The organism is Salegentibacter mishustinae (genome assembly GCF_002900095.1).
GTDB classification, from domain to species: domain Bacteria; phylum Bacteroidota; class Bacteroidia; order Flavobacteriales; family Flavobacteriaceae; genus Salegentibacter; species Salegentibacter mishustinae.
The window spans coordinates 1,750,191-1,769,215 of record NZ_LLKN01000002.1; the positions used below are offsets into that span (position 1 = coordinate 1,750,191).

The window sequence follows — 19,025 nt, forward strand, 5'->3', positions numbered from 1 at the left end:
CTAGGAATCCCGGCCTTTCGGAACAGACCATTACATCACGATTATCGAGTAAACCTAAATAAAACGCCAATGAGAAACAAGCGTAAAGAATAATTTAGCTGATCTTACAATTCGGAATTAATGAAGTTTCTTTAAAAACCAACCCGAAGAATTCAAAGGTATCCATCGCCTTTTTTGAGGCTTCGTTTATTTGAGTTTCGGTAAAATCTTCAGCTTTCAATTCTTTTACAAATTTATTCCAGGATTTTACTCCATCGCGATCGCCATTAAAAAAATGCGGTTGGGGAACTCCATTTAATGCAGGGCAATTTGGGAGTTCTTTAGAAATATATACTCCACCGAGAGCAGAGCCCAAAACCACGTAGGCAGCCCCTAAAGCTTCCTCATAAGAATTCAACCTGAATTTCTCCTCAAATTCTTTTGAAATCGAATTATCCACACCTAAAGCCGCAAGATCTTTTGCCAGTTTATCGGTTTTATCTGATTGGTAAGAAGGAATAAATTTTGAAATTTCCGCTTCGGTAATTTTATAGGCTATATAATTTTGAAGAAGTAAAAGCTTATAATCATCAAGGCTTATCTCATGAGAAATAATTTGACCTGCAAGATTTTCCTTTTCAAGTTCTTCGTGAAGCTTTTTGGTAGAATCTCTAAGACTATTCAGCATCTTCTACATTAAATTTATCAAGATTATTCCTTATTTTTCTAATATTCTCCCTTTGTTCTTTATCATCAGCCTTCATATTATCCAGGTAACTGTAAATTTGATGAACTGCTATTTTATTTTTTCTTATTCGCTCTCTCAGCTCCTCATGCTGTACCATATTATACACCACCTGTTTTAGGAGTGGCTCTAATTTTTCGTCCAGATTATTCATATGCTTTTTCAGAATAAATCCTGAGGCTCCCGAAAGAATCGTATCTGCAGCAAGTTCATCATCATCCAGGGCTCCTGTTATAAAAATAAGTGGGATAGCTTCATCTATAGATTTCACCAATTCCATAATATCTAGGCCGGTACCCGAAGGTAAATTATAATCTGAAATTACTACATCGGGAAGAAAATTGGTAAATAGATTCTCAAAACCGGGTAGGTCCTGCACTATTTTTATCTCAGGCGTTTTTACAATCTTCGCAATTTGTCTTTTAATTAATACCGCATCGGTTTCCTCATCTTCAACTAATATAATGCGTAATGGAGTTGTGATCATTCTTCAAAATTTATACAAAAATACTAAACTTGTTGATGAAAAGAACCAAATTGAGATAGATTACAGACCGTAATTAAAAATAAAAAAAGTACTGCCTTTACCTGGTTCACTTTCCAAACAAGTTTTTCCATTAGAATTTTCTATAACACCGGCTACTATAGAAATACCAACACCAGTTCTTGAGGAATCATTTTTCAAAATCCAGAAAAGCACAATAAAATACTATCCAGATAGATTAGAAATCAATCCATAATCTATTGAATATGGTATACTCGAATATAGTCTATCTCCATTTCAGCTGGAAAAAGGGTATCATCTACGCCATTATCTCCTATGTATTTACCACCTACTACCATATCTACCAAAAGATAAAAAGGCTTATCAAAGGGCCAATTGTTATCATTAGGAGAAGATGGTCGGTTAAAAGTATAAATGATATTATCGGGATCATCAACATAGAATTTAATATATTGATCTGTCCACAATATACCATAAGCGTGAAATTCTTCTTCGACTGTTTCAAGATTATGATTTGCACTTATTAGTGAACCATTAAAAGCATTATTAGCGGCACTATGCACGTTAATATTGAATTCATTAGGCTTATGGGTAAAGTATTCCATTATATCGATTTCACCACATTGTGGCCATCCTACTGTAGCCTCATTATCACCAATTAAAACAAGTTTAGCCCAAATTCCATTTTTTTCCTGTTCCGGAAGTTTTGCACTAATTTCAATACGTCCATATTTAAAAGCATACTTGCTATTTATTCTTGCCGATGTATATACAGCAGCTTTCTTTTTGGCCGTAATTTTCATTGTTCCCCCGCTTAAACTCACATTTTCTTTGCGGTAAACCTGTAATTGATCTGCAACATCAGGATTAGTGGTGTTCTTAGATTCAAAAACCCAAATATCGTCTAAGACCGTTGTTTCATTAAATTCCTCATTCCATACCATAGTTGCATTGTCCCAATCTACGTCTACATTCCCCGGAGGTTCCATATTTATTTTGGTTCTTTCCAAAACAGGTTCAGAATCAGTGGAGTCGTCGGTAGAGCTACACCCAGTGAGAAATAAAGTAATAAGCGTAACTACCAAAATTCGGTTAAAGTAAAATTTATTCATTTTCATGGCGGTGTTAGCTTTTAATAATTAAGAAGAAAATTCTTCCCTTCTAATCTTAAAGTTAATAAAAAGTGAGGGAATTCGTACTTAAATTCATCAAAAATAATTGACTTTCAGAGGAATAACTCCTTTAACGTCTATAAAAAATAGATGAATATCAATTATTATTTTTAATTTTTAGCTGAAAAATGATCCTCTTAAAGTAAAGACCGCTTACTAGAAATAAGATTAAAATAGCTAGAAGAACTAAATTAGGGCGCGTGAAAAAAGATATGAATTCCGGTTAATATTTATAAATAAAAGAAGAAAGTACTGCCTGTACCGGGTTCACTTTCTATCCAAATTTTCCCATTATGTTTTTCTATAATTCTGGCTACTATAGATAGGCCAACACCAGTTCCTTTAAAATCATTTTTAGAAGCCCGGGAAAACACATTAAAAATTTTATCCTGGTCATTTTTGGCTATCCCAATCCCATTATCCTTAATATAGAAAATCTCCCTGTTATCTTTTGAAATACTCCCAATTTCAAGTTTTGGAGTTTTAGCTCGCTGGGAATACTTTAAAGCGTTACCAATTAAATTACTCCATAACTGAAAAACCATTCTGCGGTCTCCATAGGTTCCATGTAAATTTTCTGCTATCACTACCTCTGTATCGGGGAAATTGATTTTGATATTAAAACTGGATAAAAGCTCTTCCAACAATTTTTTAGTGCTGAATTTTTCTTTTTCCAGTTCCCCACTAGTGATCTTTGAGAAGGAAAGAATATCATCTATAATCCCTTCCATTCTATTGGAAGACTTTAAAATGGTATCTATAGTTTCGGAAGCTTCTGCAGGTAAATCCCCGCTAAAATCCTCTTTTAAGATTTGTGCGAAACCATTTATTCCACGTAAAGGGCTACGAAGATCATGCGAAATTCCGTAGCTGAATAGTTCAAGGTCTTTATTGACTTCCTCCAGATTTTGATTCAACCTGCTAATCTCTTCTTTTTGCTTTGCCAGGAGAAACTGGTTTAAATTTTCCCGGAAAACTTTTGCCGTTTCAAGGTCATAATCCTGCCAACTATGCGATATCCCATCCAATTTTTCTGTCCATTTTTCAAAAGACTTTCTAGGGCTAAGGCGTTGTTTTTCTTCGTTGTATGACACTTTGTTATTAGGATCACCCCCCCAACTTACGGTTTCGGCTACTTCAGGCCTAAACCAAATAATAAAATTATCTTCGGCTCTTCCCAGTTTAAAACTTAAAATGCCTGATGCCGATTTTTTATAATTTTCGGCTTTCGGATATTGACTTTTAAGATTTTTAGTATGAAAAATCACCTCATCTTTTTGGGCCAGGAAATCACGTATTTCCAGAACTTCAGCTTCCTTAGGTGTTTTACCAAAAAGCTTTATTTCGTTATCTAAGATAACTGCTCCTCCTCCGCTTTCAATTAAAGAGGTAAAAGGAACTGAAGTTTTAGCAAGACCTTCAGCTAAGGAATCTTCAATTTTTAATTCCTCTACGATTCTTTGCCTCAATTCGGAATTTTCATTGATTTTTTTATTAAAAATCCCGGTTTGTATAGTGGAAATATTATTAGAAAAAATCTGTGTTAAGAACTTACAGGTTTCTCTTTGATAATAATTAATGAATTTAGCCGAATAATGATGACAGGCCACTAAACCCCATAAATTTCCGTTTACAATGATAGCCGCTGTTAAGGAAGCACCCACCTTCATATTCTGTAAATATTCAATATGAATGGGAGAAACTCCTCTTAATGCCGACCGGGAAAGATCTAAAGGCTTGTTAGTTACTGGCGATATTTCTGGAGCGATGGGAACGGGCTCATAATTTACATCTGAAATAATCCTAACCTTATGATTTAAAAATAACTTCCTGGATTGTGAAGGAATATCACTCGCCGGATAATGTAAATCCAGCCAGCTTTCTAAATGCTCCTCTTTTTCTTCAGCAACTACTTCCCCATTCCATTCTTCATCAAAGCGGTACACCATCACGCGATCGTAACCGAAGATATTTTTCATCAACTTAGCTGCTCTATCACATAGAGTCGGGATACTATTTGTAGTATCCAGGCCATTAATAATACTGGTTAACTGCTGCTGAAAATGAGTGGGATTCCAGGTTTTTCCCAGAATTTCGAAATCCAGAATAAGATTATCTTCAGACAAATGAGCCAACATCACAAAGTTGTTTTCATTTATCTTCAAATCTTCAGCTGCAAAACCTGATTCTTCAGCAATAGAAGCTTGAAGTCGCTTTACAGGAAGTTTACCTATTAATTTTTCCAGAGAAATACCTAGAAAATCTTTATGAGAAATTCCGAAGAACTTTAAAGTGTTTTCACTAGCCTGAGTTACTTCAAAAGTTTTAGGATTCGCAGCTACAATCACCCCATGAGCCTGGGCTTTTCCGATTATATGTATGGGTTCTTTATCACAATTTTGAACATCTACCTTTTCGGGGTACGAAAACTGTTCTTCACTCATATAGGTTTAAGCTTTTAATTTAAAATAAAAAGTACTTCCCACATCTACCTGGCTTTCTACCCAAATGGTGCCTTCGTGCAGTTGAACGATCTTTTCTACGTGCGCCAAACCAACTCCGGTACCTTCGTTTGAATCTGTTTCTTTCACCCGGTTAAAAATGGTGAAAATGTTCTTTTTATCTTCTTCTGAAATTCCATAACCATTATCGGTTACAGAAAAAACCCAATGAGCACCTTCTCTATAAGATGCTATACGAACATCTGGATTTCTATCAGCTGGAGTATATTTAATAGCGTTGCTAATAAGATTTTGAAAAAGCAGGCGCAATTCTACCTCGTACCCCATAATCTTTGGCAATGAACCGGCATTCACCTTAGCATTGGTATCCTTAATTCTTTTACCAAGATCGTATTTTACAACTTCTACTATCTCTTTAATGTTCACCAGGCTTTTGTCGCCGTGACGTCCAATTCTGGAATGCTCCAGTAAAGCTTTAATTTGTTCTGAAAGACGAGTTGAAGCATCTTTTATATACTGAATGTAATTTTTTCCCTTTTCATCTAGTTTCGTAGCATACATTTTCCCCAATACATCGCTACCAAACTTAATGGTGGAAAGCGGCTCCTGAAGATCATGTGAGCAAATGGAGACAAATTGTTCCAGATCTTTATTAGCTCGCTGAAGATCGTCGTGTTGTTGCTTTAATTGATTTTCGGCATTTTTCAAGGCTGAAATATCTACACAAGTATATCTTATAGTCATTACCTTGCCATCTACATCCTTTTCTGCCGTAGCATTTAAAATAACGGGAAGTAGATCTCCGGCAGCGGTAAGCATTTCCTGCTCCATATTCACTATAGCACCGGTATGCTTAAATTCTTTATTAGATTTTAAAGCTCTAAGCTGAGACTCTTCATTATAAAGATCATAAACCGGTTTATCTATTAAATCTTCTTTACTTTCATAACCCAACTTTGTAACCGCCATTTCATTACATTGAACAATAAGCTGTGTTTGCGGGTCTACACTAATATGAATTACAGGATCCTCTTCATAAAAAGACTTGAAGCGCTTTTCACTGGCAATTAATTTTTCCTTTGATCTTTGCAATAAGCCAACATCTATAAAAGTAACTACTACTCCACTTATTTCGTCATTAGAATTTATATAAGGTGAAATTCTTCGTAAATAATAAGAGTTATCCTTGGTCATCACTTGCTTTTCAAGGATCTTACCTGTTCTAAGTACCCGCTTACAACGTGTAATGAGGTTATTTTTCCCCATACTTGAAGTAAAATGCTCTATGGGACGACCTTCATCTGAATCGATTAAATTAAAGTGCCTTTGAATTGCAGGAGTAAATTTTCTAATTCTTAAATCGGTATCAAGAAAAATAACACCAATTTCAGTGCTTTCCAGCAAATTATGCATATCGGCATTCAAAGCCGCCAGGTCTTCTACTTTCTGAAGATTTTCGGCATTTACCGTATTAATCTCCTCATTTACACTTTGCAGCTCTTCGTTGGTACTTTGTAATTCTTCATTAGAAGCCAGTAATTCTTCATTTGCAGCTTGCAACTCTTCATTACTGGTTTCAATTTCTTCCATAGAAGTTTGTAGCTCTTCCTTGGTCTCTTTGAGTTCCTCTTCTAAATCAGCAACATATTCTTTGGTGCGATTGGTTAGCGTTAATTTCTCAAGCGTATCAACATCTTCTAACTTAACTTCTTTTTCTATGAAAGTAATCACGAAACTCGTGCTATCATCTTCTATCTTCTGGTGATAAGGCTTTACAATAATATCTACAGAACCTTGCTCACCATTATGCTCAAAAGAGGCATCTTTATATCTAAGTTTTGCATTATTCTTTTTAGCCCTTTTCAGGGTGCTTTGAATAATATATTTTAGATCTGGCCCCAGCATATCCAGCAGATTTACAGAAAAACCACTCACCGGTAAATTCGCATATTTCCTAAATTCACCAACTGCCTGTAAAATATTAAAATCTTTATCTACAAACACACTGGCACCCCCAAAGGTCTCCAGTATAGTTTCATTAAGTTCTTCTGCAAGTTTATTCTTAATTGGGTTTGAAGATTTTCTATAGGATGGGCGTTTAATTTCGCGATTATTCGCTGGCAAATTGTTTGATGCAGTTGTTGTTTGAGAAAGATCTGAAATTAACCGCTTATCTGCATTTTCATTTCGAAAAATTTTCGCTGAACGATCTATAACTTTAAAATTATTTTTTTGAGAGGATACATTTTCACTAGTTCCTAAAACCAAAATTCCGCCAACTTTTAAGGCATATTGTAAAAAGTTTAATGTTTTATTTTGAATTCCGGGCTGAAAATAAATTAAAAGATTTCTACAGGCCACCATATCCATATTACTAAAAGGCGGATTTTTAATAATATTATGCCTGGAGAAAACCACCATTCGGCGCATTTTTTCAACTACTTTATAGCCATCGGGTTTACTAACAAAATACTTCAGCAATAATTCTGAATCGATATCGGCAACAATACTTTCTGGGTAAAAAGCTTCACTACCAATATCTAAATGCTTTTGGGAAATATCTGTAGCAAAGATCTTTAAGTCTACACTTTTATTCTGTCGTTCTATTTCTTCATTGATGATCATCGCAAAAGAATAAGCTTCCTCTCCACTACTGCAGGCAACATCCCATAATTTAATTACTTCACCATCTTTTTTCTTTTCTACCAGTTGCGGAATTACTTCTTCTCTTAATTTTTTCCAAACTCTTTCATCTCTAAAAAATTTTGTAACTCCAATTAAAAATTCGCGATGAAGTATATCTATCTCTTCTTCGTTATGAATTAAATACTCATAGTAATCAGACAGACTTTTACACTTACAAACATTTACCCTCCTGGCAATTCTTCTTGCAAGCGTGGCGTGCTTATATTCCCTAAAGTCAAGACCGGTTTTTTCATCTACAAAGCGAAGAATTTTAATTAATTCGCTTTCGTTATAATTTAAATCTCCATCTTTAAAATGAAATACAGAAGGAGCATCTATAAAGTTTTTAAGCTCTTTGGCCATTTTAGAAACTGGCAACACATAATCTACAAGACCGGTGTTTATTGCACTTTGTGGCATCCCGTCAAACTTAGCTTCTTCGGGATCCTGCACCATAACCATCCCGTCTCGTTCTTTTATTGCTCTCACCCCCCGCGTGCCGTCGCTTCCGGTTCCGCTTAAGATTACTGCAATAGCTTTCTCCTTTTTTTGTTTTGAAAGCGATTCGAAAAACATATCTATTGGAAGGTTTAAGCTTTGGTCTTTTGGCTTTTCTACCAGGTGTAGCTTATTATCTTCGTAAGTAAGGTTATTGGCCGGTGGAATTAAATAAATATGGCCTTGCTTTATTTTTTTTCCATCTTTAACCTCTCGAATAGGTAAATTCGTATTCTTCTTAAGAAGTTCCCCCATCATACTTTTATAGTCTGGAGAAAGATGCTGAATAACTACGTAAGCATTCTTATCGGTTTCGGGTATGCCTTCAAAAAAAGCCTTTAGGGCTTCCAAACCTCCGGCACTTGCTCCTACGGCAATAACACGAGGCTCTTCAGTTTTAAGCTTGTTTTCCAAATCCGATTTGGAAGGGTAGTTATTTACTTTTGTCATTTAGAAATGATTAAGTCAGACTTGTATAGAATAAAAAATAAGTAAACACCAAAAATATAAGTTAAAGCGTAGAATTATGAACTCATTTGCAATTTATATTAACAAAATATCAATAAAACCGGGACTTCCCCTATTATACAATTTATAAATTATATTTTTAAATCTTCAAAATTAACGATATTTATAGAATATTTTTGTTAAAAAAATAAATTGTAAAAAATATTAAACAAAAATATAACTAGATACCTAAGATTATGTGATTTCTTCTAGTTAACTGATAAATATCATTTCGGCTCAAACTTCCTAGGTTTAAATTTAACAGAAATGGCTTTATGAAGTTTTTCTCCTCATATCAATCGGGTTTTAATTCCTTCTTTGTTGAGATAGGGGAAATGGGAAATTTTACCGGAAGATATTTCCGGGAACTTTTTAGCAGACCATTTGAATTCAGGGAATTTCTGAAACAATGTTATCAAATGGGGAATAAATCCCTGCTTTTAGTAAGCGTAACCGGGTTTATTTTAGGTTTGGTTTTCACTCTGCAATCCAGACCAACCTTAATGGAATTTGGGGCAGTTTCGTGGATGCCATCTATGATAAGTATTTCTATAGTTCGTGAAATTGGGCCGGTAATCATCGCACTTATATGTGCCGGAAGAATCGGTTCCAGTATAGGTGCCGAGTTGGGCTCTATGAAGGTAACCGAACAAATAGATGCTATGGAAGTTTCAGGTACGAATCCGTTTAAATTTTTGGTGGTTACCAGGATTTTAGCAGCAACTATTATGCTACCAATTTTAGTAATTATAGGCGACTTTGTGGCATTAATAGGATCGGCGATTATAGAAAACACAAATGGCGATGTCTCATTTTTACTCTATTTTAACCAGGTTTTTGAAGCCCTTGAGTTTACAGATTTAATACCCGCAACCATAAAGACCTTTTTCTTTGGTTTTGCTATAGGGCTTGTAGGTTGTTTTAAAGGCTATAACAGTAAAAAAGGAACCGCGGGGGTAGGAAAAGCATCTAACTCTGCAGTGGTTTTTACTTCTATGCTATTGTTTGTACTGGATTTTATCGCTGTTTTTATAACCGATATTTTTTATAACTAAAAATGGAAAAAAAACCGGTAATAGAGATAAGTCATTTATACAAAAGCTTTGGGACGGTTGATGTTCTTAAGGATTTTAATCTGAACCTTTTCGAGGGTGAGAACCTTGTTTTAATGGGGAAATCTGGTTCTGGGAAATCGGTGATGATCAAATGTCTGGTAGGCCTAATGGAGGTTGACAAGGGAAGTATTAAAGTTTTAGGAAAGGATATCGCAGAACTAAAACAAAACGAACTGGATGAATTGCGAACCGATATAGGATTTCTATTCCAGGGCAGCGCTTTGTACGATTCTATGACGGTACGGGAGAATTTAGAGTTTCCTCTAAGAAGGCACAGTCATAATTCTGAAAAGAAAACTCAAGCACTGGTAAAGGAGGCTTTAGATAATGTTGGATTACCAGACACTATAGATCTTATGCCTGCCGAACTTTCTGGAGGAATGCAACGCCGAATTGCCCTGGCGAGAGCACTTATTCTAAAACCAAAGATCATTATATATGACGAACCTACCACCGGATTAGATCCAATAACTGCGAAGGAAATTATTTTATTAATGATGAATATTCAGAAAAAATATGCAACCTCATCGCTAATAATTACCCACGATGTTGACTGTGCCCGGGTAATTTCAAATAGAATGATCTTGCTATTAGACGGAAAAGATTATGCCGAGGGAAGCTTTAATGATCTCGCTAAATCTGATGATCCTAAAATTAAAGCCTTTTTTAAATAAAATATTATGAAATCAAATTCCGGACAAAATCTAAAATTAGGAATTCTTATTGTGGCTGGACTAACCATCTTTACACTTGGAGTTTATTTTATTGGTAATAAACAAAACCTGTTTGGAGATTCCATAATGCTAAGTTCTGTCTTTAAAAATGTGAATGGACTGCAACTTGGGAATAATGTACGTTATTCTGGAGTTAATGTAGGAACTGTGAAGAACATCAAATTTTTAAACGACACTGCAATTTGTGTAGATATGCTTATTGACCGTGAATCTGGAAACCTAATTAAACACAGTTCTTTGGCAACCATAAATTCTGACGGTTTAGTAGGAAGTATGGTTTTAAATATTCTTCCCAATAGTGAAGTATCCTCCCGCACTATAAAAGAAGGCGACACCTTAGAATCGCTTAGCCAGGTAGCTACCGCCGATATGCTTAACACTCTAAACCAAACCAATGAAAATGCTGCCCTTTTAACAGCCGATCTCTTAAAGATCACTAATAGTATTAATGCCGGAGAAGGTGTTTTAGGAGATTTACTCAAGAATGAAACCCTGGCACATAACATTCAGGAAAGCGCTGCAAATTTAAATGAAACTACCAATTCTGCCCGGGAAGGATTAAATAAAATAAATCGTATTTTAAACGCTGTAGATTATGAAAATAGCGTTGCAGGATTACTTCTTAGCGACTCTACCGCTCAAAAAAGCTTTAGCAGCATTATTGAAGATCTAAAAACTACATCCTCACAAATAAAGGAGATAAGCGCAGATTTGGGAGAGTTTTCCAATAGTCTTAATTCAGAGAAAGGTGCCTTAAATTACGTAGTTAAAGACACCTCATTTGTGAATCATCTTGATGAAAGTATGCAAAATATTGAAGAGGCTACCTTTCGCTTCAATCAGAACATGGAGGCTTTAAAACACAATATATTATTCCGAGGTTATTTTAGAAAACTGGAGCGACAAAAAGCAAGAGAAGAGAGAAAACAATAATATATAAGAAGCTTAATATGAAAATAGAACATCTTGAAGAGCGCATTTTGGAGTATAAAAACTCTATCAAAACAGTTGTAAAAAAGCGTATTACCTGGGAAAATAGGACTAAAGAACTTATTGTTAACACTCTAAAAGCGGCTGAAACTACTTACCCTGTGGGATGGAAAGTACAGGAATTAAAATGGATACACACTAACGAAGCTGTGAATATCACCTTTGATTCTTTTCCGGAAGATCTAATAGATTTTACAAATAAAATTCCTACATATCAGTTTTTGCAAGGTGGAGCGCTGGTCTTTTCGCAATTGCATAATGGAGATATAGAGATATTCGTTACTTTCCCTATCCTGGAAAATTGGATAGTTCCTGAAAATGAAATTGTTGAATTAGGAGTTTTCACCCCAGAACAAATTACCGAAAAACTAATTGTAGAAAAGATTGATGAATTTCTTAAGGAAATAATTAAATGGGAAATTCCTATTATAAAAAGTAAACTTGGCTTTAAAACACAATAAATAGATTTTGAGAACTTAAAAAGTATCTCCTACCATAAGCCTAAATATGATCCATACGCCACCTTTTTAATTCGGGAAGTTTTTTGATAAGTTCCTGTGCCTCTTCCAGGCTAATATCATCATGAACTTCTGCCATTTCCAAAAGCTTCACTTCTAATTGATGTAAATTAAGAGACTTGTCAGTAAACGCTCCATCCTGAAAGCAGTCCTGGCAATAATCTTTATTTTTCGTATTATCACGATTTCTCCCGGCGGTAGCCAGCGTAAATGGCCATCCACAACTTTGGCAAATTAGCGTTTCCATATTTTTGATCTTTAGTTGGTAAGCAATATTTTCAATTTTGAAAGCATAATGAGTTCAGATTTATTCTTTCCCGAAAAAGATGCTGCAATAGCATCAGCAGTCTCCCATATTAACTGGTTTATCTCTGGAGTAAATGCTTTTTGATGTTCTTTTTTGTACTCCTCAAATTCATTAAAAGCCCAGGCTGCTTCCGGATCATTTTCTTGTAACCAGTCAAAAGCTATTTCAATTTTATAAGCTTCATCTGTTCCATACTCATCGGTTGCATTATCTACAGGCACCCATTTTTCTTTAACGAGCTCCTTTAAAGTTCTTATTTCTTCGACTCTTACTACTTTATCTGAAGCTGCAACGGCGTAAAAAAGCTTTCCGATACTGCTATAAAATTCTTCGGTAAGCGACTGCTTTTTAGAAAGTTTCATATCCATGTGTTTTCCACTTAAAGATACAGCCGTGGGTATTAGTTAAAAATGATAAAAATCATTTTTCATGTATAATTTCGAATAAATTTAAATTACCAAAATTTTCAATACATTGATTATCAATAATATATATAGATTTTTAAACTTATGAATTTTTAGAATTACTTTGTATATTTAAGTATTGTTTAAGCATTTCTCCCTACTTCCCCCCATCGAAATGCAAAACAGTTCCCAGATCTTTTTTAAGTATTAATTTTAAGCTCGCCAGAGATGAAGTATGTGGTATTTTTTTCAGAAAAAGATTTCAGCTCTTTTAAACTTGATCAATCTGCAGTTTTAAAAGATTGGCATTATGCTTATATCAATTCCTTGAAAATTCTAAGAAACTTTATAATTGAAAAAAAGCCTGAACTGATCATTTGGAAACATACAACTAAAATTTCCTCTGAACTTTTTAATCTTACCCCAGAGCTTTATAATACCCAGTTACTTTCAATTATTTCTGAAGAAAGTCTTGAGACCTGGCAGCCAATTCACAGCAAACACCATTATTTACCAGACTCCTTTTCCACCGTTGAAATCTTGAATAAAATTGATGCTTTGCTATGTCTTAATAATGAAGAAATTATTGAGAGTGAAAAAGCACAAAGGGGGTTAATTTCAAATATTGAGACTTTAAAAAATTATATAAAAGAAAAAGGAGAAGAGTTAACCTGGCATAAAAATAAAATGATATTCAGGGAAAACAGGCATTCCAGCTTTATTTATCTCTTAAACAACGGCCTTGTGAAAACTTCCAGAATGGACCAGCTTGGAAAAGAATTAATCACCGGAATTTATCGTAATAATGAGTTGCTGGGCTTATATGGTTTTCAGAAAGATCCTATTTGCCCTGAAACTGCTACCACTCTAGAAGCTACCAAAATGTACCGTATCTTATACAAGGATTTTAAAGAAATACTTCAGGAAAACCCTGGCTTGAGCCTGGACCTGGCCCAACATTTAACCGACACTGTTTCGAGACTCAAATCACAATTATTAGAGATGGCATATGCCTCGGTTCTAAAAAAAACTTCCAATACCATTCTTCAATTTGCCGATGATCTACAAAATCCAGATTTCCAGGGATTAAAAATCTCCAGAACCGATCTTGCAAGCATTGCCGGGATTTCTCCAGAAAGTTTTATACGAAGTCTTTCCTGCCTAAAGAAAGAAGGCATCATCTCAATAAAAGGAAAAAATATAAATATTTTGAACTCAGAAAAACTGCAACATATCACATAATTATAATATTTTGTTAAAAATTAATTTCTTGACATTTATCATTTTTTTTGAGTTCGTCTTCAGCTACTTTTAGCTTAATAATCAACTGAAAATAATATAGAAATAATTTGATTTCTTTGCACTTATTAGAGTGAGAAGTCAAATTTAGAAGATATCAAAGGTATTTTTTAACCAGATATACAAATTTTACTTCGTGTAAGATCACTGATATCAACCAGGTGTTAAAGAGTAAACTTAATATCTTCTTAGGAAACAGGAGGCAATGGCTTCCTGTTTCTGTGTTTTAGAGCCTTTCCTAAGCCACTTTAAAAATTATTCAAATAACTGATTTTCATCATATTAATTCCTCTTTTTAGATTGTAATTTAAGGTGCTTAAAAACCTAATTATTAACCATTAAATTTTAATGTTATGTCTATCACTAAATCTGGTAATCGTAGAACTCCAGCAATAGGAAGTTCACTTTTAACTAATGATCCATTTTTTTCTGACTTAATGGATACTAAAAGAGGAATTTTTAATTTAAACCGTTTTTTTAATGGAGATTTTGACAAAGATCTATTTCCTGCATTAAATGTAAAGGAAAAAGAAAACGAGTTTGAAATTGAACTTGCAGCTCCCGGACTTTCAATAGATGACTTTAAAATCTTTATCGAAGATGGTATTTTATCAGTTTCTGCCGAAAAGGAAAATAAGATCGAAGAAGAAAAAGAAGGTTTTGTTAGAAAGGAGTTTAACTACAACAGCTTTTCCAGAAATATAAGTCTGCCAGAAGAAGTAGATATGGATAAAGAAGTAGAAGCCAAATACAAAGAAGGTATTTTAAAAATGAGCCTTAAGAAAAGAAAGACTGCAAAGGCTAAAAAAGCCAAAACGGTAAATGTATCTTAAAAACGATGCTGTCCCGAAAAATTTCGGGACAGCATTTTGTTTTTTTATAGTTTATGAATTTTCCATTTTCCATTAGGTCCCTTCACGCTTACCATATTTTCTCCCAACCATTTTGCATTAATTGCAGGAGCTGTTCTTAATTTCTTCTTAGAAACTGTAACCGGAAAAGGCCCTTCCAAATACTTTACTACTTCCCCTTCTTTATTTAGAAGAACTACATCATATTTATAAGAAATAACCCCTTTACCTAGCAGTTGGTTTTTACCAAGTCTCTCTTCTTCAAGTTTTATGGCCAGCGCTTTGCCATTAGAAAAGTTACTTACATTAAGATATATTGGTTCGATAATGGTTTTTCCGCGGGTATTTATGAAGCCATAGTAATTAATACCATTTTCCTGCTTTTTGATAATGGCTCGTTCATCTTTTAATTGCGGGTATCGAATTCCCTCTACCCCAATTTTTCCACTTTTTGGATCTTCATTAGAAATAAGGTCTTTTCTAAGTGAAACCACCATATCCCCTTTAGCATCTACAAATCCCCAGGTATCGCCTTGTTTCACAGCTGTAAACCCATTTTCCTGATTAGCTACAAAATCAAATTCTTTCGGTTCTTGCGCGAACAGCACAAATGGAATACTTATTAAGATTCCCAATATTAAATTTTTCATCTTTAAAAGTTTTAAAATTACCTTTAAATATAAGCCAAAAGCCTATGAATAAATATGATACACGTCATACTACACAAAAGCTATTTTAACTGTAAAGGCCTTAAATTCAGAAACAAACTGATTTTCCTCATAGTTTAAACTTACTTCTTGGATTAAATTTATAATTCAAAGGTTTAGAAAATGAGAAAGATAATTTTACCCACAGATTTTTCGGAAAATGCATATAATGCTTTGCGATATGCCTGCCAGCTTTTTAAGTATGAAAAAAGTGAATTAATTCTTTTACACGCTTACGCAGAAAAGGTTTATACCGATGAAAACTTGGTAAGCAACGAATTGATAGATGAGTTAAAAGCAGTCACTAAAAAGAAAGCAGAAACAGAACTGACTGCAATAAGTTCAAAAATTCATGATGAGTTTTGCAATCCCAGGCATAGGATAAAATTGATCGCGGCTTTTGGTGATTTGGTAGATGAGGTAAACAATTTAGTGAATTCAGAAAATGCTGATCTTGTGGTGATGGGAACCCGAGGATTTACCAATAATAGTAAACTGGGAATTGGGAGTAATACCCTACTTGTGCTAAAATATGTGCAATGCCCTGTTTTGGCAATCCCTGCTAATTTTAAATACCAGGATCCGCAGAATATCCTATTCCCAACTAATTTTTTAATTCCGTATCAAAAAAGAGAATTAAAAGTTGTTGGGGAAATTGCTCGCGATTTCAATTCTAAAATTCACTTTCTATATTTATCTAAGCATAAAGCCACTTCTAACAGGCAAAAGGACAACCTGGAATTTTTAAAACAACAATTCTACAATATTATTACAGAAGAACATCAACTAGATGAATCAATAAAGGAAAAGGCCATAGAAGATTTTATAGCAACCAATGAAATAGATCTTCTGGTTATGGTAAATTCCCGTCACACCTATTTAGAAGATATGCTATTAACATCTACTATAGATAAAGTAGGCCTACATCCAAAAGTCCCGCTTCTTGCTTTACAAAATTTTAATAGGGAATGCACTTAAAACTTAGAAATCATGAAAAAAATACTCTTACCCACAGACTTTTCAGAGAACGCATATAATGCCATTACCTATGCGCTTAAAGCATTCAAGGACGAAGAATGTAGATTTTACCTTCTAAATACCTACACCCCGGTTTTATACGATTCAGAATATATTTTATACAACAGCACTCAACCCAATCTTGCTGAAGCTTACCAGAAAAATTCCCAAACAGGCTTAAAAAAAGTACAACGAAAGATTAAACGTGATTTCGATAACCCAAATCATCATTTCGAAAAAATTTCGGCCTTTAATCTTTTAATAGACGAGATGAAAGAACAGGTGAAATCTAAAGAAATAGACCTGGTAGTAATGGGAACCCAGGGAGCCACCGGTGCCGAAGAGATCTTAATTGGCACCAACACGGTTCAGGCTATTAATAAACTAAAGGTTCCTCTGTTAACCATCCCTTCAGAATATGAATATAAACCACCTCTAAACATTTTATTTCCTACAGATTTTCAATTGCATTTTAGCGCTCCGCAATTGGAACCTATTTTAAATGTGGCAAAAAATCATAACTCGAAACTCAATATTCTGCACATTTTCTTCGGAAAAGATCTTGATGAAAAACAGGAAGAAAATAAAAAGAACCTAAGTAAAGTTCTTGAAGACTTTCCGCATCAATTCAATACAATTGAAGATAAAAGTGTAACGAAAGCCATCGAAAAATTTCAGGAGCAAAACACGGTAGATTTACTCTTTATGGTAAACAATAAGCGTAGTTTTTTTGAGAACCTTTTGTTTAGACCGGTAGTCAATAAAATAGGTTTTCATATTAAAGTTCCATTTATGGTAATCCCATCAGGAAAATTCAGCTAATTATGAAAAATATACTCATCCCCACCGATTTTTCAGTCAATGCATGGAAAGCTACTGTTTATGCCTTTAGTTTATTTCAGAATGACTTGTGCAATTTTTATTTTTTAAATGCCTGTAAACCTGAGTTCTATACACCAGATGTAAATGGTCACAGCTTATCTCAGGCAAAAGCCGAAAATAAAATTTTAATGGAAAAATTACTAAAGGAAGTTTCCATTATAAACAAAAACCCAAACCACAGGTTTAAATCTTTAATAGTGGGCTCCTGGCTGAATGATGCAATAATCGAGATTCAAAAAGATATAATTTTTGACCTTATTGTTATGGGAACACAAGGTGAGAACGAACCCGATGATAAGATTTTTGGGACCAACAGTATGAATGTGATAGAAACGGTAGATCACATGCCAGTTTTACTAATTCCAGATCAAAGCGTGCACGTACCGGAAGTAAAAATGGAAATGGTATTAGCCACAAGGTTTGACAAATCTTTTTCTATCGCCGAAATCAATTTTCTAATCGATATGACCAAGAAATTTAAGGCCAGCATTAGAATTCTCTATATCCAGGATACCGAAGATCTTTCTGAAGAACAGGAAAATAAAAAAGAAGAATTGCATGAACATTTTGAGAAAATTTCTCATAGTTTTCATACGTTAACCAACATTGAAGTTACTAAAGGGATTCATAGCTTTATTCAAAGTAGAAATAGCGATATATTAGTTTTAAACCATAAGAAAAGAGGTTTTTTCAGAAATCTTTTCTCTAAATCCTTACTCAAAGAATTAGGGAAAAAACCGCAAATTCCTATAATTTTTATGCCCGCAGATCTTTAAATTCAAGAATTATTATTTCTGATAAAACACTAAAATGGATATTTCCAACTTACAAGTTATTAAAGCTTCTGGCGAAAAAGCGAAGTTTTCTATTGATAGGGTTGCTGAGTCTCTAAGACGCTCTGGCGCCAATGATGAATTGATAAATAGCACCCTGGAAAAACTAAAAAGCGAGCTTTATGATGGTATCACTACCAAAGAAATTTATAATCGTGCATTTAGCTTGCTTAAGGAAGGAAATAAAACCAGTGCTTCAAAATATAAATTAAAGACCGCTATTTACGAATTGGGACCAACAGGTTTTCCTTTTGAAAAATTTATTGCCGCGCTATTAAGTCATAGTGGTTATAAAACCGAAACCGGGAAAATATACCAGGGCAAATGTGTAACTCATGAAATTGACGTTGAAGCTAAAAGCGATAAAAAATTGATATTGATAGAATGTAAATTTCACAATGCCGGTAGAAACAGCGATGTGAAAATTCCTCTTTATATAGATTCAAGATTTCGAGATATAAAAAACTTTAGAAATAACGGGAAAAACAAACTGGATTTTGAGGAAGGTTGGGTAGTTACCAACACAAGGTTTACTGCAGATGCGATAAGATATGGTAAATGCAGTTATCTTAAACTATTAAGCTGGGATTATCCCGAAGGAGAAGGTATTAAAGATAGAATAGACAAATTGGGCTTATATCCAATTACTGTTTCTACCCTTCTTTCAGAAAGAGAAAAGAACTTTTTACTTAGCCGTGATGTGGTTTTATGCCAGGAACTTATTAATGATACTTTTTACCTGGACCATTTAGGAATTCATAATCCTCGCAAAAAAAGGATTTTAAAAGAGATGGAAGAACTTTGTAAACATTAAA

General features: G+C 34.3%; 18 protein-coding genes. 10 read left to right on the forward strand and 8 right to left on the reverse strand.

What is annotated here, in order from left to right; all coding sequences use genetic code 11:
* Nucleotides 1-94 precede the first annotated feature (94 nt).
* The 5 genes from APB85_RS10875 to APB85_RS10895 form a co-directional block, all read right to left on the reverse strand.
* Nucleotides 95-667, reverse strand: a complete 573-nt coding sequence (locus APB85_RS10875; protein WP_057481697.1) for a biliverdin-producing heme oxygenase — start codon at nt 665-667, stop codon at nt 95-97.
* Nucleotides 657-1,211 carry a response regulator gene (locus APB85_RS10880; protein ID WP_057481696.1) on the reverse strand — a complete coding sequence of 185 codons (555 nt, stop codon included), beginning with the start codon at nt 1,209-1,211 and terminating at the stop codon, nt 657-659. Before APB85_RS10880 ends, APB85_RS10875 begins: the two co-directional genes overlap by 11 nt.
* 254 nt (nt 1,212-1,465) lie before the next feature.
* A complete protein-coding gene (locus APB85_RS10885; RefSeq protein WP_160319245.1) occupies nt 1,466-2,341 on the reverse strand; it encodes a glycoside hydrolase family 16 protein in 876 nt (291 codons plus the stop codon).
* Between the two features lie 290 nt (nt 2,342-2,631).
* Nucleotides 2,632-4,845 (reverse strand): ATP-binding protein, encoded by a 2,214-nt coding sequence (locus APB85_RS10890; protein WP_057481694.1) that lies wholly within the window; start codon nt 4,843-4,845, stop codon nt 2,632-2,634.
* Between the two features lie 6 nt (nt 4,846-4,851).
* Complete coding sequence (locus APB85_RS10895) at nt 4,852-8,496, reverse strand: chemotaxis protein CheB (RefSeq protein WP_057481693.1); 3,645 nt, start codon at nt 8,494-8,496, stop codon at nt 4,852-4,854.
* A gap of 332 nt (nt 8,497-8,828) precedes the next feature.
* On the opposite strand from APB85_RS10895, the gene APB85_RS10900 reads away from it, so the two are divergent.
* Genes APB85_RS10900 through APB85_RS10915 form a run of 4 tightly spaced genes read left to right on the forward strand, consistent with a single transcriptional unit; the run spans nt 8,829 to nt 11,853 of the window.
* Nucleotides 8,829-9,608 (forward strand): MlaE family ABC transporter permease, encoded by a 780-nt coding sequence (locus APB85_RS10900; RefSeq protein WP_057481692.1) that lies wholly within the window; start codon nt 8,829-8,831, stop codon nt 9,606-9,608.
* A 2-nt stretch (nt 9,609-9,610) separates the two neighbouring features.
* Nucleotides 9,611-10,342 (forward strand): ABC transporter ATP-binding protein, encoded by a 732-nt coding sequence (locus APB85_RS10905; protein ID WP_057481691.1) that lies wholly within the window; start codon nt 9,611-9,613, stop codon nt 10,340-10,342.
* A gap of 6 nt (nt 10,343-10,348) precedes the next feature.
* On the forward strand, nt 10,349-11,335 hold the full coding sequence (locus APB85_RS10910; protein WP_057481690.1) for an MlaD family protein: 987 nt from the start codon (nt 10,349-10,351) through the stop codon (nt 11,333-11,335).
* 17 nt (nt 11,336-11,352) lie between these two features.
* Nucleotides 11,353-11,853 (forward strand): hypothetical protein, encoded by a 501-nt coding sequence (locus APB85_RS10915; protein WP_057481689.1) that lies wholly within the window; start codon nt 11,353-11,355, stop codon nt 11,851-11,853.
* A 40-nt stretch (nt 11,854-11,893) separates the two neighbouring features.
* Here the strand turns inward: APB85_RS10915 and APB85_RS10920 are convergent, their stop codons facing one another.
* Nucleotides 11,894-12,157, reverse strand: coding sequence for a zinc ribbon domain-containing protein (locus tag APB85_RS10920; RefSeq protein ID WP_057481688.1), 264 nt, complete (start codon nt 12,155-12,157; stop codon nt 11,894-11,896).
* Nucleotides 12,158-12,168: 11 nt separating this feature from the next.
* Complete coding sequence (locus tag APB85_RS10925; RefSeq protein WP_057481857.1) at nt 12,169-12,579, reverse strand: hypothetical protein; 411 nt, start codon at nt 12,577-12,579, stop codon at nt 12,169-12,171.
* A 270-nt stretch (nt 12,580-12,849) separates the two neighbouring features.
* On the opposite strand from APB85_RS10925, the gene APB85_RS10930 reads away from it, so the two are divergent.
* Together APB85_RS10930 and APB85_RS10935 are read left to right on the forward strand one after the other, a co-directional pair.
* A complete protein-coding gene (locus APB85_RS10930) occupies nt 12,850-13,863 on the forward strand; it encodes a Crp/Fnr family transcriptional regulator (RefSeq protein WP_057481687.1) in 1,014 nt (337 codons plus the stop codon).
* Between the two features lie 410 nt (nt 13,864-14,273).
* A complete protein-coding gene (locus APB85_RS10935; RefSeq protein ID WP_057481686.1) occupies nt 14,274-14,753 on the forward strand; it encodes an Hsp20/alpha crystallin family protein in 480 nt (159 codons plus the stop codon).
* A gap of 44 nt (nt 14,754-14,797) precedes the next feature.
* On the opposite strand, the gene APB85_RS10940 is transcribed toward APB85_RS10935, so the two are convergent.
* Nucleotides 14,798-15,421, reverse strand: a complete 624-nt coding sequence (locus APB85_RS10940; RefSeq protein WP_057481685.1) for a WG repeat-containing protein — start codon at nt 15,419-15,421, stop codon at nt 14,798-14,800.
* A 180-nt stretch (nt 15,422-15,601) separates the two neighbouring features.
* Between APB85_RS10940 and APB85_RS10945 the strand changes: the two genes are divergently transcribed.
* From APB85_RS10945 to APB85_RS10960, 4 genes are read left to right on the forward strand one after another with little or no spacing between them, the layout of a single operon-like run.
* The gene (locus APB85_RS10945) at nt 15,602-16,456 is read left to right on the forward strand and encodes a universal stress protein (RefSeq protein WP_057481684.1); all 855 of its coding nucleotides are present in this window, start codon (nt 15,602-15,604) and stop codon (nt 16,454-16,456) included.
* A gap of 12 nt (nt 16,457-16,468) precedes the next feature.
* Nucleotides 16,469-17,317, forward strand: a complete 849-nt coding sequence (locus APB85_RS10950) for a universal stress protein (protein ID WP_057481683.1) — start codon at nt 16,469-16,471, stop codon at nt 17,315-17,317.
* Nucleotides 17,318-17,319: 2 nt separating this feature from the next.
* Entirely contained in the window at nt 17,320-18,153 is an 834-nt protein-coding gene (locus tag APB85_RS10955; RefSeq protein ID WP_057481682.1) for a universal stress protein, read from the forward strand.
* Nucleotides 18,154-18,187: 34 nt separating this feature from the next.
* A complete protein-coding gene (locus APB85_RS10960) occupies nt 18,188-19,024 on the forward strand; it encodes a restriction endonuclease (protein ID WP_057481681.1) in 837 nt (278 codons plus the stop codon).
* Nucleotide 19,025: the final 1 nt, after the last annotated feature.

Bases quoted from the DNA above. Each gene is read 5' to 3' on its own strand.
- APB85_RS10880 (WP_057481696.1), bottom strand. From the start codon at position 1,211: ATGATCACAACTCCATTACGCATTATATTAGTTGAAGATGAGGAAACC.
- APB85_RS10945 (WP_057481684.1), top strand. From the start codon at position 15,602: ATGAGAAAGATAATTTTACCCACAGATTTTTCGGAAAATGCATATAAT.
- APB85_RS10930 (WP_057481687.1), top strand. From the start codon at position 12,850: ATGAAGTATGTGGTATTTTTTTCAGAAAAAGATTTCAGCTCTTTTAAA.
- APB85_RS10920 (WP_057481688.1), bottom strand. From the start codon at position 12,157: ATGGAAACGCTAATTTGCCAAAGTTGTGGATGGCCATTTACGCTGGCT.
- APB85_RS10900 (WP_057481692.1), top strand. From the start codon at position 8,829: ATGAAGTTTTTCTCCTCATATCAATCGGGTTTTAATTCCTTCTTTGTT.
- APB85_RS10905 (WP_057481691.1), top strand. From the start codon at position 9,611: ATGGAAAAAAAACCGGTAATAGAGATAAGTCATTTATACAAAAGCTTT.
- APB85_RS10950 (WP_057481683.1), top strand. From the start codon at position 16,469: ATGAAAAAAATACTCTTACCCACAGACTTTTCAGAGAACGCATATAAT.
- APB85_RS10960 (WP_057481681.1), top strand. From the start codon at position 18,188: ATGGATATTTCCAACTTACAAGTTATTAAAGCTTCTGGCGAAAAAGCG.
- APB85_RS10935 (WP_057481686.1), top strand. From the start codon at position 14,274: ATGTCTATCACTAAATCTGGTAATCGTAGAACTCCAGCAATAGGAAGT.
- APB85_RS10955 (WP_057481682.1), top strand. From the start codon at position 17,320: ATGAAAAATATACTCATCCCCACCGATTTTTCAGTCAATGCATGGAAA.
- APB85_RS10940 (WP_057481685.1), bottom strand. From the start codon at position 15,421: ATGAAAAATTTAATATTGGGAATCTTAATAAGTATTCCATTTGTGCTG.
- APB85_RS10875 (WP_057481697.1), bottom strand. From the start codon at position 667: ATGCTGAATAGTCTTAGAGATTCTACCAAAAAGCTTCACGAAGAACTT.
- APB85_RS10890 (WP_057481694.1), bottom strand. From the start codon at position 4,845: ATGAGTGAAGAACAGTTTTCGTACCCCGAAAAGGTAGATGTTCAAAAT.
- APB85_RS10885 (WP_160319245.1), bottom strand. From the start codon at position 2,341: ATGAATAAATTTTACTTTAACCGAATTTTGGTAGTTACGCTTATTACT.
- APB85_RS10910 (WP_057481690.1), top strand. From the start codon at position 10,349: ATGAAATCAAATTCCGGACAAAATCTAAAATTAGGAATTCTTATTGTG.
- APB85_RS10915 (WP_057481689.1), top strand. From the start codon at position 11,353: ATGAAAATAGAACATCTTGAAGAGCGCATTTTGGAGTATAAAAACTCT.
- APB85_RS10925 (WP_057481857.1), bottom strand. From the start codon at position 12,579: ATGAAACTTTCTAAAAAGCAGTCGCTTACCGAAGAATTTTATAGCAGT.
- APB85_RS10895 (WP_057481693.1), bottom strand. From the start codon at position 8,496: ATGACAAAAGTAAATAACTACCCTTCCAAATCGGATTTGGAAAACAAG.